Source organism: Pseudomonadota bacterium, from assembly GCA_016195085.1.
In the GTDB taxonomy this organism is placed as follows: domain Bacteria; phylum Pseudomonadota; class Alphaproteobacteria; order SHVZ01; family SHVZ01; genus JACQAG01.
The window spans coordinates 1-14,117 of the sequence record JACQAG010000009.1 but is presented as its reverse complement, the minus strand read 5'-3'; the positions used below and the strand labels follow the sequence as shown (position 1 = coordinate 14,117).

16 protein-coding genes are annotated in these 14,117 nt (G+C 66.6%); 8 read left to right on the top strand and 8 right to left on the bottom strand.

Annotated elements, in window-relative coordinates; all coding sequences use genetic code 11:
• Positions 1-143: LysR family transcriptional regulator (locus tag HY058_02930; protein MBI3496241.1), on the bottom strand; the 143-nt coding region annotated here is incomplete at its 3' end.
• A 111-nt stretch (positions 144-254) separates the two neighbouring features.
• Here HY058_02930 and HY058_02925 point away from each other — a divergent pair.
• From HY058_02925 to phnE, 4 genes are all read left to right on the top strand, one after another.
• Complete coding sequence (locus HY058_02925; protein ID MBI3496240.1) at positions 255-1,343, top strand: phosphonoacetaldehyde reductase; 1,089 nt, start codon at positions 255-257, stop codon at positions 1,341-1,343.
• A gap of 76 nt (positions 1,344-1,419) precedes the next feature.
• Entirely contained in the window at positions 1,420-2,292 is an 873-nt protein-coding gene (gene phnD, locus HY058_02920) for a phosphonate ABC transporter substrate-binding protein (protein ID MBI3496239.1), read from the top strand.
• 59 nt (positions 2,293-2,351) lie between these two features.
• Complete coding sequence (gene phnC, locus HY058_02915) at positions 2,352-3,185, top strand: phosphonate ABC transporter ATP-binding protein (GenBank protein MBI3496238.1); 834 nt, start codon at positions 2,352-2,354, stop codon at positions 3,183-3,185.
• Positions 3,182-3,985 (top strand): phosphonate ABC transporter, permease protein PhnE, encoded by an 804-nt coding sequence (gene phnE, locus HY058_02910; protein MBI3496237.1) that lies wholly within the window; start codon positions 3,182-3,184, stop codon positions 3,983-3,985. The genes phnC and phnE overlap by 4 nt, the downstream gene beginning before the upstream one ends.
• A 35-nt stretch (positions 3,986-4,020) precedes the next feature.
• On the opposite strand, the gene HY058_02905 is transcribed toward phnE, so the two are convergent.
• From HY058_02905 to HY058_02885, 5 genes are all read right to left on the bottom strand, one after another.
• Positions 4,021-5,205 carry an acetyl-CoA carboxylase biotin carboxylase subunit gene (locus tag HY058_02905; GenBank protein MBI3496236.1) on the bottom strand — a complete coding sequence of 395 codons (1,185 nt, stop codon included), beginning with the start codon at positions 5,203-5,205 and terminating at the stop codon, positions 4,021-4,023.
• Positions 5,206-5,237: 32 nt separating this feature from the next.
• A complete protein-coding gene (gene accB / locus HY058_02900) occupies positions 5,238-5,693 on the bottom strand; it encodes an acetyl-CoA carboxylase biotin carboxyl carrier protein (GenBank protein MBI3496235.1) in 456 nt (151 codons plus the stop codon).
• On the bottom strand, positions 5,693-5,851 hold the full coding sequence (locus HY058_02895; GenBank protein MBI3496234.1) for a type II 3-dehydroquinate dehydratase: 159 nt from the start codon (positions 5,849-5,851) through the stop codon (positions 5,693-5,695). The genes accB and HY058_02895 overlap by 1 nt, the downstream gene beginning before the upstream one ends.
• Before the next feature lie 149 nt (positions 5,852-6,000).
• Entirely contained in the window at positions 6,001-6,930 is a 930-nt protein-coding gene (locus HY058_02890; protein ID MBI3496233.1) for a hypothetical protein, read from the bottom strand.
• Positions 6,931-7,029: 99 nt separating this feature from the next.
• A complete protein-coding gene (locus HY058_02885) occupies positions 7,030-7,812 on the bottom strand; it encodes an AraC family transcriptional regulator (protein ID MBI3496232.1) in 783 nt (260 codons plus the stop codon).
• 451 nt (positions 7,813-8,263) lie between these two features.
• Between HY058_02885 and HY058_02880 the strand changes: the two genes are divergently transcribed.
• Positions 8,264-9,394 (top strand): type III PLP-dependent enzyme, encoded by a 1,131-nt coding sequence (locus tag HY058_02880; protein MBI3496231.1) that lies wholly within the window; start codon positions 8,264-8,266, stop codon positions 9,392-9,394.
• A gap of 104 nt (positions 9,395-9,498) precedes the next feature.
• On the opposite strand, the gene HY058_02875 is transcribed toward HY058_02880, so the two are convergent.
• A complete protein-coding gene (locus tag HY058_02875; GenBank protein ID MBI3496230.1) occupies positions 9,499-10,011 on the bottom strand; it encodes a winged helix-turn-helix transcriptional regulator in 513 nt (170 codons plus the stop codon).
• A gap of 95 nt (positions 10,012-10,106) precedes the next feature.
• Here HY058_02875 and hppD point away from each other — a divergent pair, with 95 nt between their 5' ends.
• From hppD to HY058_02860, 3 genes are all read left to right on the top strand, one after another.
• Positions 10,107-11,258 carry a 4-hydroxyphenylpyruvate dioxygenase gene (gene hppD / locus HY058_02870; protein ID MBI3496229.1) on the top strand — a complete coding sequence of 384 codons (1,152 nt, stop codon included), beginning with the start codon at positions 10,107-10,109 and terminating at the stop codon, positions 11,256-11,258.
• A complete protein-coding gene (locus tag HY058_02865) occupies positions 11,255-12,397 on the top strand; it encodes a homogentisate 1,2-dioxygenase (protein ID MBI3496228.1) in 1,143 nt (380 codons plus the stop codon). The genes hppD and HY058_02865 overlap by 4 nt, the downstream gene beginning before the upstream one ends.
• Before the next feature lie 122 nt (positions 12,398-12,519).
• The gene (locus tag HY058_02860; GenBank protein MBI3496227.1) at positions 12,520-13,647 is read left to right on the top strand and encodes an IS4 family transposase; all 1,128 of its coding nucleotides are present in this window, start codon (positions 12,520-12,522) and stop codon (positions 13,645-13,647) included.
• A gap of 310 nt (positions 13,648-13,957) precedes the next feature.
• Here HY058_02860 and HY058_02855 read toward each other — a convergent pair.
• A partial coding sequence (locus tag HY058_02855; GenBank protein MBI3496226.1) for a hypothetical protein occupies positions 13,958-14,117 on the bottom strand: 160 nt, incomplete at its 5' end.

The following is a 14,117-nucleotide window of genomic DNA, read 5'->3' as shown; positions in this document are numbered from 1 at the left end:
AACAACTCCACGCCGAACTGCGCTTCGAGCGCTCGCACCTGCGTCGTGATCGTCGGCTGGCTCACGCGCGCGGCGCGCGCGGCGGCGGTGAAGCTACCCGCCTCGGCGACCGCGTGGAAGGAGCGGAGCTGGCTGTATCGCATAGCTTTTTTATATGGTTTTGCGAAAAACTTTGTATTGGTTTGATGATACGCCGGGTGCCACAGTTTGCAACCGCGATCGCGAGGATAGCCGCGTCGGCGAAGGAGTGAACGGTGTGGCGCTTCAGCAACCCGGTCGAAGTGAGCTTCGGGCCCGGTGCGCTCGAATCGCTGCCGGCGAAGCTGGGCGGCCGCAGCTACGCCCTCGTTACATATTCCGACAACGGCGTATTCGCCGAACTGGCGCGGCGCGTCGGCGCGCTTGCCGGGAAGCCGGTCGCCGTCGTCTCCAACATCGATCCCAATCCGAACTTCGACGGCCTTGCCGCGTCGTGCCGCGTCCTGGGTGAAGTGCCGACGGCGCCGGAGGTCATTGTCGCCCTCGGCGGCGGGTCGGTGCTCGACGCGGCCAAGGTACTGGCGGCGGCCGGCGGCGACTTCGCGACGGTCGAGCGCCATCTCGCGACGGGCCAAGGCGCCGAGCGCTTCCGGCGCCTGCCGATCATCGCGATTCCGACGACCGCCGGCACGGGCAGCGAGGTGACGTGCTGGGCGACGGTCTGGGATACCGCGGGGAAGAAGAAGCATTCGCTGACGCACCCGTCGCTATATGCCGAATGCGCGCTGATCGACCCCACGCTCACCCTTGGGGCGCCGCGCGGGCTCACCGTCAGTACCGGGCTCGATGCGCTGTCGCATGCACTCGAAAGCATCTGGAACGTCAATGCCAATCCGGTGTCGTCGGCGCTGGCCGAGGTCGCGGCGCGCGAGATCCTCGAATGCCTCGATCCGCTGTCGCGCAATCTCGGCGACTTGGCGTTGCGTACCCGCATGGCGCGCGCCAGCCTGCTCGCCGGGCTCGCCTTCTCGAACACCAAGACGGCGTTGGCGCATTCATTGTCCTATCACTTCACACTGCATCACGGCATCGCGCACGGCATCGCCTGCTCGTTCAGCCTGCCTATGGTCATGCGCAGCGTGATCGGCCACGACCCGGTTTGCGACGCGTCGCTGCGACGGGTGTTCGGCGCCGATCTCGACGCCGGCGCGCGGCGCCTGGCGGCCTTCCTCGGCGCACTCGGCGTTTCGACGCGCGCGGTCGACTACGGGATCGCCGAAGGCGAGTGGGAGAGCCTGATCGATTCTGCGCTGGCCGGCGAGAGGGGGCGCAACTTCATCGGCAAGCGGTCGGCGCTTCGCTGAGGAGGCGTCATCGCAACGCAACGCAGAGGGCATAGAAGCAACATTCGAATCAACAGAATCATTTCGGGAGGGAGCCATGATCAAGATCGGACACGGACTCGTATCGCTCATGTTGGCTGCGGCGTGGTCCGCCGCATCGGTCGGCGCCGCTTCAGCGCAGGAGGTCCTCAGGGTCGGGCTGATCCCATCGGAGGATTCGCGCGCCATGCTGGCGCAGAGCAAGGACATTCTCGACGCAGTGGAGAAGAACCTGGGCATGAAGGTCCAGGGCTTCGTCGCCTCCGACTACAACGGCGTGATCGAGGCGCTGCGCGCCAAGCATCTCGACATCGCCTATCTCGGACCCTTCTCCTACGTGCTGGCGACGACGGTGACGCCGGTCGAGGCGTTCGTCATCGCCGAGACCGCCAAGGCCGGCCGCACTTATTACCACAGCCAGATCATCACTCTGAAATCGAGCGGCATCAAAACGCTCGATGACCTCAAGGGTCGCAACTTCGCCTTCGTCGATCCCGCCTCGACCTCCGGCTACGCATTCCCGCTCGCCGGCCTGCTCAAGGCCGGCATCGAGCCCAAGCGCGACTTCAAGAACGTGATCTTCACCGGCGCGCACGATGCCAACGCGGTGGCGGTGGCCAACGGCAAGGTCGATGCGGCGACGATCGCCGACCGCATCTACGATGCCGCGGTGGCCAAGGGCTTCATCAAGGCCGATTTGGTCCATGTGGTCTGGCGTTCGGCGCCGATTCCGGAGTCGCCGATGGTCTGGCGCAAGGATCTGCCCGACGAGCTGAAGCAGCGGGTCAAGACCGCGTTCCTGGCGGTCAAGAATCTCAACTGGTCCGACCAGGGCCAGCTCAACGGCTTCCGCGAAACCAGCGATGCCGCCTATGACGTGGTGCGCGAGACGGCGAAGCTCGCCAATATCGATCTCAAGAAGCAGAAATAGCCGGCGGCGGCGGCAGGGCGGTCGTCGCGGGCGGCGACCGCGACGAGGGGGGTGCGCTCATGATCGAAATACGCGGGCTGGACAAGACCTATGGCAGCCATCGCGCGCTCAAGCACGTCGATCTGTCGATCGGCCCGGGCGAGTTCGTGGTCGTGCTCGGGCCGAGCGGCGCGGGAAAATCGACGCTGCTCCGCTGCATCAACCGGCTGACCGCGCCGAGCGCCGGCGAAATCGCGGTCAACGGCACGACCTTCGCGTCGAACGCCCGCGACCTGCGCCTTCTGCGGCGCAATGTGGCGATGATCTTCCAGCACCACAATCTGGTGAAACGGCTGTCCGTCCTCAAGAACGTGCTTGTCGGGCGAATGGCGGATCTGCCGCAACTCATGACGATCTGCCAGCTTTTCCCCGAGACCGACGTGCAGATCGCCATGCACTGCCTGGAGCGCGTTCATCTCACGCACAAGGCGCGCGAGCGGGCCGATCGCCTGAGCGGCGGCGAGCAGCAGCGGGTCGGCATCGCCCGGGCGCTGGCGCAGCAGCCGCAATTCATGCTGGCTGACGAGCCGGTCGCCAGCCTCGACCCCAAGACCTCGCGCGTCGTGCTGTCCTATCTCAAGCAGAGCTGCAAGGAGTCGAATATCGCGGTCCTGTGCAATCTGCACCAGATCGACTATGCCCTCGAGTTCGCCGAGCGCGTCGTCGGCCTGTCGGCGGGCGAGATCGTCTACGACGGCGCGCCGTCCGGGGTCGGCGCCGACGTGATTCGGCGCATCTATCCGGGCCTCGACGATCCGAACGTGCTCGATGCCGCCCGCCGTATTCACGAGCGGCGACTTCGCGGCGGCGGCGAGGGCGATGGCGCGCGCCGCGAGAAGGAGGCAGGGACATGAGCATGGCCGGACTCCGTTTCGTCGCCAACCCGCCGCGCGGGCCGCTCGGCTGGTGGATCACGCTGCCCGTCGGCCTGGCCGCGGGCGGCGCGCTGTGGTGGTCCGCGGTTGGAACGCAATTGAGTCTGTCGACGCTGGCGGCGGGCTGGCCGTGGATCGTCGATTTCCTGGGCCGCATGCTGCCGCCCAATTTCGCCTACGCGCAGAACCTGATCCGGCCGGCGGTCGAAACGATCCAGATTGCGCTGTGGGGCACGCTGCTCGGCATCGTCCTCGCCCTGCCGGTCTGCTTCTTTGCCGCCCGCAATCTGTCGCCGCATGCCGGCGTTTTCCACCTGCTGCGTCAGGTCCTCAACGTGATGCGCGGCATCAATGAAATTATTCTGGCGCTGGTTTTCGTTGCGGCGGTCGGGCTAGGACCGTTCGCCGGCGTGCTGGCGATTGCCGTGCACGGCGCGGGCATGCTCGGGAAATTCTTCGCCGAGGCGATCGAGGAGATCGACGAGGGGCCGCTCGACGCCTTGCGCGCGGCCGGCGCCGGCACGCTCCAGCGCATCGTCTTCGGTGTCCTGCCGCAGGTGATGCCCGCCTGGATCGGCGTCATCCTTTACCGCTTCGAGACGAATATCCGCGTGTCCACCGTCCTCGGCATGGTCGGTGCCGGCGGCATCGGCTTCGAGCTGATCAGCAGCATGAAGCTGTTCAAATATGAAGACACGGCGACCTGCGTCGTCGTCATCCTGGTGCTGGTGCTGGCGGCGGACCTACTCTCCTCCAAGCTGCGCGCGATGATTCGCTGAGCCGGCGGCTGGAAACGCCGGAAGACCGCGGCCGCTCAACCCGCCCGGCCGACGAATTTCTCCAGCCAGTGCACGTCGTAGGTGCCGTCGATGAACTCCGCCGCGCGCACGAGGCGCCGGTGCAGCGGCAGGGTCGTCTCGATGCCGCCGATCACGTATTCATCAAGCGAACGCCTGAGACGCATCAGGCACTCGTTGCGCGTCGTGCCATGGACGATGAGCTTCGCCACCATGCTGTCGTAGTAGGGCGGCACGCGGTAGCCCGAATAGAGCGCCGAATCGACGCGGACGCCGAGCCCGCCGGGCGGGTGATATTCGTTGATGCGGCCGGGCGAGGGCCGGAAGGTCTGCGGATCCTCGGCGTTGATCCGGCATTCGATGGCGTGGCCGCTGAAATTCACCTGGTCCTGGCGGAACGGGATCGGCGCGCCCGTGGCGATGCGGATCTGCTCGCGCACGAGGTCGAGACCGCACACCATTTCCGTCACCGGATGCTCGACCTGTAGCCGCGTGTTCATTTCGATGAAGTAGAAGCGGCCGTCCTCGAAGAGGAACTCGAGCGTTCCGGCATTGCGATAGCCGAGTTGGGCCAGCGCCTTGCAGGCCATGGCGCCGAGCTCGTCGCGCTGGCCGGCATTGAGCGAAGGCGTTGACGCTGCCTCGGCCCGTGTGAGCTTGAGTCCTTCGGCGAGGTCGCCGGGATCCGCCACCACTTTCATGCCGCGGCCGCCGCCGCCGCCGGCCGCCTTGATCAGCACCGGGTAGCCGACGGAGTCGGCGAATTGTTGAGCGGCGCCTGCGTCGGAGACCGGCCCGCCGGTGCCGGGCACCACCGGGATGCCGAGGCCGGCGATGGCGCGGCGGGCCATTATCTTGTCGCCCATCATGCGGATGTGCTCGGGCGCCGGCCCGATGAAGACGAAACCGTGCTCCTCGACCATCGCCGCGAAGTCGGCATTCTCCGAAAGGAAGCCGTAGCCCGGATGAATCGCCTCGGCGCCGGTGATGGTGGCGGCGGAGAGGATGGCGTGGGCGTTGAGATAGCTGTCGCGCGCCAGCGGTGGGCCGATGCAGACGCTTTCGTCGGCGAGGCGCACATGCATGGCATCCGCATCCGCTGTCGAATGCACGGCAACCGTGGCGATGCCCAATTCGTGACAGGCGCGGTGGATGCGCAGCGCGATTTCGCCGCGGTTGGCGATGAGGACTTTCTCAAACATGCGCGGGCGCGTCCAATGGCCCGGTCCGAAATCTACTCGATCACCAGCAGGGGCTGGCCGTACTCGACCGGCGCGCCATCGGTGACGAGGATTCGCGATACCGTCCCCGCGCGCGGGCTCTTGATCGGATTCATCACCTTCATCGCCTCGATGATCAGCAGCGTCTGCCCTTCCTTGACTTTCTCCGCCGCCTTGATGAAGGGAGTCGCTCCGGGCTCGGGCGCGAGAAAAGCGGTGCCGACCATTGGCGAGGTGATGGCGCCCGGCGGCGGCGCATCGGATTCGCTCGACGGAGCAGCCGACGCGGCCGCGATCGTCGCCGCAGCCATGGGCGGCGTGGAGTTTGCCGCGGCATGCGCCGCCGGCCGGGCGACGCGGATGCGCCGCTCGCCCTCGGCATATTCGATCTCGCCGAGACCAGTTTCGGTCAGGATTTCGGCAAGCTTGCGGATGAGGTCTGGATCGACTGCGAATTTCTTTTCTGGCATCAGGCTTCGCCCCCGACGATGCGCGACAAGGCAGCGAGCGCGTAGAGGTAACCGTGGCACCCCAGGCCGCAGATTACGCTGTGGGCGACGGGACTTACATAGGAGCGATGCCGGAATTGCTCGCGGCCGCAGATTTGCGATTGCCGCACACCGAGCATATTGACGCTGGGTAAGCTGAGAATGGAGATCGTCGGTCGGGAAGCCACGCGCAATCCGTTCGCCGTGAGAGAGCGCGGCGAAATGCCGCTCGCGGCGGTTATACCATGGCCGGCCGGGCTGGCAATCAGCGTCGCTCAGATCAAAGCGACTACGGTTGGCCTAAGGCGCGGCGGAAGAAGTCGACCATCTCGGCGTTGAGCCGGGCATGGATGGCAGCGCGGTCGATGCCGGGCGGATCGCGGCAAATTTCCGGCACCGCGTCCATTAGGGCCTCGGCGCACGGCGCGAGGAAGACGTAATGCCCAGCCCCTTCGATCACTTCGTATTCCGGCGGCGTCGGCAACATTTGCCGCACCCGCTCGGCATGCCATGGGTGGCGTAGTACTTCGTCGGCGCCAGCGCGATAGAGCCGCACCGGCACGCGCAATTCGGCGAGGGCCGCTTGGTCGAAGAGGAAGCCGAGCGCCGGCGCCATGATGAAGGCGGCGCGCACACGCGGGTCGCCGACCAGCTCGAGCCCCGACTTGCGAAGCGCCGAGCCAGCAGCGGCAGCGCGGGCCATCAACGGATCGTCGGGCACGGCCTGGCGGTACTCGGCGCGGAGGGCGAAATTTGGGCGGCCGCCGATGACCACCAGGGCGGTGTAGCCGCCGGCCGAGAAGCCGGCCATGCCGATCCGCGCGCGGTCGATCGTTGGGCCCAGGGTGGGATCAGTAAGGACCCCGTCGATCAGGGCGACAATGTGATGCGGGCGGCCAATGAGCTGCAGATCGGTGCCGAATCCGCTGTCGTCGCGGTAATTGTCGCGCGGATGCTCGACAGCTACGGCGACAAACCCGGCGCGCGCCAGCGCCGTCAGGCTGTCGTGATGGCCGAGCTGAGACCCGCCGGTGCCATGCGAGATCACGATGAGCGGAAAGCGGCCGGCCACCGGAGGCGCGCCGCGCGCGCCTTCAATCGTGTATGGGCCGATTTGCGCCGTGCCGCCGGGCCCGCTGCTCGGATAGGCGACGAAGACCGACATCGGCCCGCCTTCGACGGGATCGACCAAGGTACGACCGACAAGCCCGGCCGTCATGCCCTCTGCGTTAGCGGGAGGCAAGCTAGTGCCGATCGCCAACAAGGTAGCCGCCGCGAGGCACCGCGCTCTGCCGGTCCGTGACATCATGCCAACATCTCACGAAGCCATCGCGCTGCGTCCACGCTCGGCGAGCGGCAGGCAGATCGCCGTGAGCCATTCGGCTGGCGGCAAGGCCCGGCAATCGTTGAGGTACTCCTCAAAACACGGCCGGTCGGCCGGTTCCTCGCCGCTCTGCGGCAGCCACTGCTTGCAGGCCCAGCGATAGGCGGATTCGAGCTCGGCGTACGGTCCCTTGTGAACGAACACCGCGTGCCGCCCGCCGGCGAGGTCGATCAACCGTACATCGCCATCCACCTCAACTTGAGGGCCGACGGTGATGCCCGCATCTGAGCGCAACTGATTCGCGGGCACGGCCTCGGGATTGTCGTAGTAGATGCCGAAGGCACGCGTCGACGGACCGATGAGGCCGCGCCCGCCCGCCCAGGCGGACAGCCGCTCGAACACCGGCCCTATCCCCATGTAGGGTCCGACATGGCGCAGCGCGGCAAGACGCACCGGTGCGAGCTCGCGCATGGAGACTTCGTACATGAGACTCTCCTGTGTTACGGGGATGGGACCGACGGACACGAGCCGGCCGCGCTTACGGTACGCCGCCGGCGTCGCGCCATAGGCGGCGCGATGCAGTCGTAGACGCCGCAGCGTGTCGGCGGTCGTCTCGCCGGCAATGGCCCGGTAGACGCGGTGGAAATGGTATGGCGAAAAGCAGGCGACTTCAGCGAGTCGGCCGAGATCGAGTGGGTCATCGAGATGCGCGCCGATGAAGGCGACAACGCGCTCGATGCGGCGGCCGTAGTCACGGGTGGTGTCGGGCTTGCTCATGCTTCCTCCGGCGCCGCCGAGACTACCCGGGCGTCGTTTGATCCCGCTTGCTCATTTTGTCGGCCGTCACCGCGCGCCGATCGTCAGATTTGGTGGGACAGGCCGATCCGACTCGCCGCAGTAGAAAAATTTTCCTCGAAATCGCTTTTTTACTTTTCATACACCAGATTTTCGCTATATAGGACTCGACGCATCCGCACGTGCCTCTGGCCCCCGGTGGTTTAAGCAACGACGTTAGGCGTCCTTCCCTTGTGCCGGCCGAGTATTTGGACGGTTTCGCGCAGGAGGTGGGCATGCTGGTTGTTGGAACCGACTTGGTCTGGGGCCGGGGCGACTCGGTGATCGGCCAAGGTCGGGAACCGCAAGTTACCGCACGCAAGCCCGCACGCCGCGCGCACCGTCCTCGGCCGCCACGAGCCTCGCTTCTCGTGCGGAAAGGACCACGAAGAAAATGACACCGAAGATCGCGCGATTTCTCGCCGAGCAAAACCCGCCGTCGCCGTGCCTCGTCGTCGACCTCGACGTCATCGCTCACAACTTCAAGCGCCTGCACAAGGCGCTGCCGCTGGCGCAAATCTACTATGCGGTGAAGGCCAATCCGGCGGCGGAGATCTTGCGCGTGCTCGAGGGACTCGGCTCGAACTTCGACGCTGCCTCGATCTATGAGATCGAGCAGTGCATGGCGCTCGGTATCGGCGCCCAGCGGCTGTCCTTCGGCAGTACCATCAAGAAGGAGCCGGACATCGCCGCCGCCTTCCGCCACGGCGTCAATCTGTTCGCCTTCGACAGCCCGGCCGAGCTCGACAAGCTGGCGCGTGCGGCACCGGGCGCGCGCGTGTTCTGCCGCATCTTCATGACCGGCGAGGGTGCCGACTGGCCGCTGTCGCGCAAGTTCGGCTGCGACGTCGATATGGCGTGCGACCTGCTGGTCCGCGCCCGCGACATGGGCCTCGACCCGCACGGCGTGTCGTTCCATGTCGGCTCGCAGCAGCGCGACCTGAAGCAGTGGGATGTTGCCCTCGGCAAGACCAAGATGCTGTTCACCGCGCTCACCGAAAAGGGCATCGAGCTCAAGCTGATCAATCTCGGCGGCGGCTTCCCGGCCAAGTACCGCACGCGGGTGCCGACGCTCGACGCCTACGGCGAAGCGATCATGAAGGCGATGACCGAGCATTTCGGCAACAACCTGCCGCAGATGATCGTCGAGCCCGGCCGCGGCGTCGCCGGCGATGCCGGCGTGATCCAGGCCGAGGTGGTGCTGATCTCGACCAAGAGCTACGACGACAAGCGGCGCTGGGTCTATCTCGACATCGGCAAGTTCGGCGGGCTGCCGGAGACGATGGGCGAGGCGATCCAGTATCGCCTCAAGACGCCGCATGACGGCGGGCCGAAGGGTCCGGTCGTACTGGCCGGCCCGACCTGCGACGAGGTCGACGTGCTGTACGATGCCGCCGGCTATCAGCTCCCGCTCGACCTCGCGGTCGGCGACAAGATCCAGATCATGGCCGCCGGCGCCTATACGACGACCTACGCCTCGGTCGGCTTCAACGGCTTCCCGCCGCTCACGAGCTATTACATCTGAGCCGCATCGCCGTCTGCCGTCGACGGCCATGGTCTGGTCTGTCAATGCGTAACCGACCTAACGGTCGGAGCGATCGGTGGTTGCCTCGCGGTCGGAAGCCGCGGCTACGTCTTGTCGGCAATGTTGCCGGCAGCGTCGAGCGTTTGCGCGCGATCAAGCAGGAGGCCGAGCAGCCGGTCCAGCGTGGCGCGGTCTGCGGGCGCCAGATCGGCGATGAACTTCGCTTCGGCGGCGCGCGCCATCGGCACGATGGCGTCGTGCACGGCGCGGCCCGAGGACGATAGCCGCAGCCGCGAGCGCCGCCGATCCGCGGTGTCGACCGAGCGCACGATGTACCCTGCCGCCTTGAGCCGCGCCACGGCGCGGCTGACCTGGACCTTGTCCATCGCCGTACGGGTGCAAAGCTCGGCCGCCGCAAGTGGGGCGAAGCGGGCGAGCACTGCCATGACGCGCCACTCCGGAATGGCGAGGCCGAAGCGGCGGCCGTAGAGCCGGCCGATTGCGCGGCTGAGCAGGTTCGTCAGCACCGACAGTCGATAAGGAATGAACCGCTCGAGCCGGAACGGCTCGTCGGGGCCGGCCTCGGATTCGGCGATTCCGGTTGCAATTAGTTTCATTTGTAACTATTATTCTGACACGTATCGCCGCGTCAAGGACTCCGCAGTCAAGGGGTCCGAAGCGCGAATGATTGCGCTGCGAAGGAGCGAAGATCATGGCGCTTGCCAGAGCAAAGCCGGCGGCGAAAGTGCCGCGTAGACTAGCGCTCCGGCCGCGGACGCGGCCCTCGGTCAAAGCGGCGCGCGCCGCCATCGGTCCCAACCCGATGGGCACCGACGGGTTCGAATTCGTCGAATACACGGCGACCGATACGCGCGCGCTCGGCCGGCTGTTCGAATCTCTCGGCTTCTCGGCGGTGGCGAAGCATCGCTCGAAGAACGTGCTGCTCTACCGCCAGGGCGACGTCAACTTCGTGGTGAATGCCGAGCCCGACAGCTTCGCCCAGTCCTTCGCCCGCGTGCACGGCCCGTCGGCCTGCGCCATGGCGTTCCGCGTCAAGGACGCCGCAGCCGCCTACCGCCGCGCCCTGTCGCTCGGCGCCATGCCCGTCGAGGGGCGGGTCGGGCCGATGGAGCTCAACATTCCGGCAATTGCCGGGATCGGCGGCAGCCTCATCTATCTCGTCGATCGCTACGGGTCGGTCGGCAGCATCTACGACATCGACTTTCGGCCGCTGCCTGGCGTCGAGCCGCAGCCGAAGGGCGCCGGGCTCAGCTATATCGATCATCTGACGCACAACGTCCATCGCGGACGCATGGATCAGTGGTCGAAATTCTATGAACGCGTGTTCAATTTCCGCGAAATCCGCTACTTCGACATCGAGGGCAAGGTCACCGGCCTGCGCTCGCGGGCGATGACCAGCCCGTGCGGCAAGATCCGCATCCCGATCAACGAGTCGGCCGACGACAAGTCGCAGATCGCGGAATATCTCGCCGCTTACAAAGGGGAGGGCATCCAGCACATCGCGCTCGGCACCGACAACATCTACGCGACCATCGATCGGTTGCGCGCGGCCAAGGTCAAGTTCATGCCGACCCCGGCGACCTACTACGAGATGATCGCCGCGCGCCTGCCCGGCCACGGCGAGGACTTGGCGCGGCTCAAGAAGAGCCAGATCCTCATCGACGGCGCGCCGACCGAAGGCGCCGGCCTGCTGCTGCAGATCTTCACCACGACGGTGATCGGTCCGATCTTCTTCGAGATCATCCAGCGCAAGGGCAACGAGGGATTCGGCGAGGGCAACTTCAAGGCACTGTTCGAATCGATCGAGCTCGATCAAATCCGCAGAGGAGTGATCAAGTCATGAAGAACTGGATTTCCTTCCCGCGCGCCGAAGGCCGCGCGTCGCGCCAGGCCCATGCCGACATGCCGGCTGGCACCTATGAGCGCGAGATCAGCAAGGATGGTTTTTTCGGCCCGGCGACGCAGATGCATCACACCCATCCGCCGACCGGCTGGACGCAATGGCAGGGCGATCTGCGGCCGCGCGCCTTCGATCTGACCAGAATCAACCACCTCTCCAACACGCCGTGGGAGGCGACCGAGCTGCTTTACAACGCGCATGTCCGCTTGCGTTACTGGCGCATGGAAGGCCGCATGGACGCGCTGGCGCGCAACGGCGACGGCGACGAGTTGATCTTCGTTCACGAGGGCGAGGGGCATCTATTCTGCGACTACGGGCACCTTGCCTTCCGCGCCGGCGACTACATCATGCTGCCGCGCGGCACGATGTGGCGGATCGAGGCGAGCAGCCCAGTCACCGCGCTGCTCGCCGAGGCGACGAACGATTCTTACAGCTTGCCGGACAAGGGGCTGGTCGGCCGCCACGCCATCTTCGATCCCGCGGTGCTCGACGTGCCAGCGATTGACGAGGCGTTCCACGCGCAGCAAGGTGAGCACGAGACGCGCGTCGTCATCAAGCGCAACGGCGCCTTCACCACCGTCACCTATCCGTTCAACCCGCTCGACGCGGTCGGCTGGCACGGCGATCTCGCGCCGGTGCGGCTCAACTGGCGTGATATCAGGCCGCTGATGAGCCACCGCGTCCACCTGCCGCCCTCGGCGCATACGACCTTCCTCGCCGGCCGTTTCGTCGTCTGCACCTTCACGCCGCGGCCGGCCGAGAGCGATCCCGGCGCGCTAAAGTTGCCGTTTTTCCACAACAACGACGATTACGACGAGGCGATCTTCTATCACCACGGCAAATTCATGTCGCGCGACAACATCCATCCGGGGATGATGACGCTGCATCCCTGCGGCTTCACGCACGGGCCGCATCCGAAGGCCTGGGCCTTGGCCGAGAGGGCGAAGGGCGGCCATATGCTCGACGAGGTCGCCGTCATGTTCGATACCCGAGACTCGCTGACCATCGCCGAGATGCCGCAGGGCGTCGAGTGGCGCGACTACGTCGATTCGTGGAAGGCGCGACCCGCGGCGGCGGAGTGACTGCGATCCGCTCATCAAATGCGTAGGGGTGGGTCTCCGACCCATAGGCGCTAACATAAGGGATTGACGGGCGGAATCGGGCTGTGATTCAAGATGGGATGACTCCCGAACGAATCACTGACATGGAGCCGTCCAGTTTGTTGGCGCTGTTGCCGGCGACGCTGGACTTGGAGGCCTCGGCACGATCGAGCGGGGCGTTGCGTCGCCGGCGGGGGGTGCGCGACGCGGCGAGTCTGCTGCGGCTGACGCTCGGCTACGCGGTGTGCGGTCTGTCGCTGCGGGGCGCGGCGGCGTGGGCGGAGGTCGGGGCGCTGGCCCGGCTTTCGAATGTGGCGCTGCTCAATCGGCTGCGCGGCGCGGCCGACTGGCTGGGCCAGATCGTCGGCGCCATTCTGTCGGCCCGCCTGTCGGGATCGGCTGGCGCGGGTGGCGAGCGCCGCTGGCGTCTGGTCGACGCGACGACGCTGTCGTGTCCGGGCAGCCGCAAGACCGATTGGCGGGTGCATGTGGGTTGCCGGCTGGGCGCGCAGCCGCGCATCGAGCAACTGGAGTTGAGCGACGGGCGCGGCAGCGAGAGCCTGGGCCGGTTTGCCTGCGGCCCGGGCGACATCGAGATCGGCGACCGCGGCTACGCCAAGGCCGGCGACTTGGCCGACGTGGCAGCCCGCGGCGCCGACTTCATCGTGCGGACGGGCTGGAACTCCGTGCGGCTGCGCCACGCGGACGGCGCGCCCTTCGATCTCTTCGCCGCGCTCGACGCCGTGCCCGAGCAGGGCACGGCCGACCTGTCGCTGACGATCTCGCGCGACCGCGCCCAGACGCAGCTTCTGCCGGTACGCCTGGTGGCGCGGCGGCTGAGCGCGGCCGAGGCCGAACGCAGCCGCCGCCGCGCCAGCCGCAAGAGCCGCAAGCAGGGCAAGACGCTGCAGCCGCAGACCCTGCGCGCTGCCGGCTACGTGCTGCTGCTCACTTCGCTCGATGCCGCCAGCTTCACCGCCGCCGATATCCTCGCCCTCTATCGCCTGCGCTGGCAGATCGAGCTCCTCTTCAAGCGGCTGAAGAGCCTCCTGCATCTCGACCAACTGCCGGCCAAAGACCCCGATCTCGCCCGATGTTGGATCTACGCCAAGCTCATCGCCGCGCTGCTGCTGGAAGAGATGACAGGACTCTTCCTCGACTCTCCCCCCTGCGCCGACCGCAGCCCCGCAGCGAACGACCTCGCTCTGGCGCGTCCAGCGCATGCTGCTTGAGACGGTCATCCTTGCCGCCATCATCGGGCCCTTCACCTTCGAGACCTGCCGCGCCGCCGCGCCCCGGCTCCACCGCCACCTCGCCGATCCGCCACGACGACGACGACGACAACTCGACGCGAACAGAGCCGCCTTATGTTAGCGCCTATGGGTCGCCGACCCGCCCGGCGCCGGTGCCATCGGCGCAAATGCGGGCCGGTTGGAAACCGGCCCCTACGCAGACGTCCCCGGCTCAGCAATGACGATCCAAATATCGAAGGACGACTATGCTGATGGCTGCACAGCAGCAGCCGTTTCGAGACTGCGTACGTTACACGCCGCGCGCCATCACCGCTGTCAGGCGGCGCGCGAAGGCGGCGGGGTCGGGCAGCGGCTCGCCTTCGAGCAGGCGTGCCTGGTCGAGCAGCAGATGCGCGGCGTCGGCGAGGTGCTCGGCGGCGCCGTCCTTGCCCACCGCCGCCGCCAGCTTG

Bases quoted from the DNA above. Each gene is read 5' to 3' on its own strand.
- phnC (MBI3496238.1), top strand. From the start codon at position 2,352: ATGATCGAAATACGCGGGCTGGACAAGACCTATGGCAGCCATCGCGCG.
- HY058_02890 (MBI3496233.1), bottom strand. From the start codon at position 6,930: ATGACGGCCGGGCTTGTCGGTCGTACCTTGGTCGATCCCGTCGAAGGC.
- HY058_02885 (MBI3496232.1), bottom strand. From the start codon at position 7,812: ATGAGCAAGCCCGACACCACCCGTGACTACGGCCGCCGCATCGAGCGC.
- hppD (MBI3496229.1), top strand. From the start codon at position 10,107: ATGGCGCTTGCCAGAGCAAAGCCGGCGGCGAAAGTGCCGCGTAGACTA.
- HY058_02865 (MBI3496228.1), top strand. From the start codon at position 11,255: ATGAAGAACTGGATTTCCTTCCCGCGCGCCGAAGGCCGCGCGTCGCGC.
- HY058_02905 (MBI3496236.1), bottom strand. From the start codon at position 5,205: ATGTTTGAGAAAGTCCTCATCGCCAACCGCGGCGAAATCGCGCTGCGC.
- HY058_02880 (MBI3496231.1), top strand. From the start codon at position 8,264: ATGACACCGAAGATCGCGCGATTTCTCGCCGAGCAAAACCCGCCGTCG.
- phnE (MBI3496237.1), top strand. From the start codon at position 3,182: ATGAGCATGGCCGGACTCCGTTTCGTCGCCAACCCGCCGCGCGGGCCG.
- HY058_02895 (MBI3496234.1), bottom strand. From the start codon at position 5,851: ATGCTCGGTGTGCGGCAATCGCAAATCTGCGGCCGCGAGCAATTCCGG.
- HY058_02875 (MBI3496230.1), bottom strand. From the start codon at position 10,011: ATGAAACTAATTGCAACCGGAATCGCCGAATCCGAGGCCGGCCCCGAC.
- phnD (MBI3496239.1), top strand. From the start codon at position 1,420: ATGATCAAGATCGGACACGGACTCGTATCGCTCATGTTGGCTGCGGCG.
- accB (MBI3496235.1), bottom strand. From the start codon at position 5,693: ATGCCAGAAAAGAAATTCGCAGTCGATCCAGACCTCATCCGCAAGCTT.
- HY058_02860 (MBI3496227.1), top strand. From the start codon at position 12,520: ATGGAGCCGTCCAGTTTGTTGGCGCTGTTGCCGGCGACGCTGGACTTG.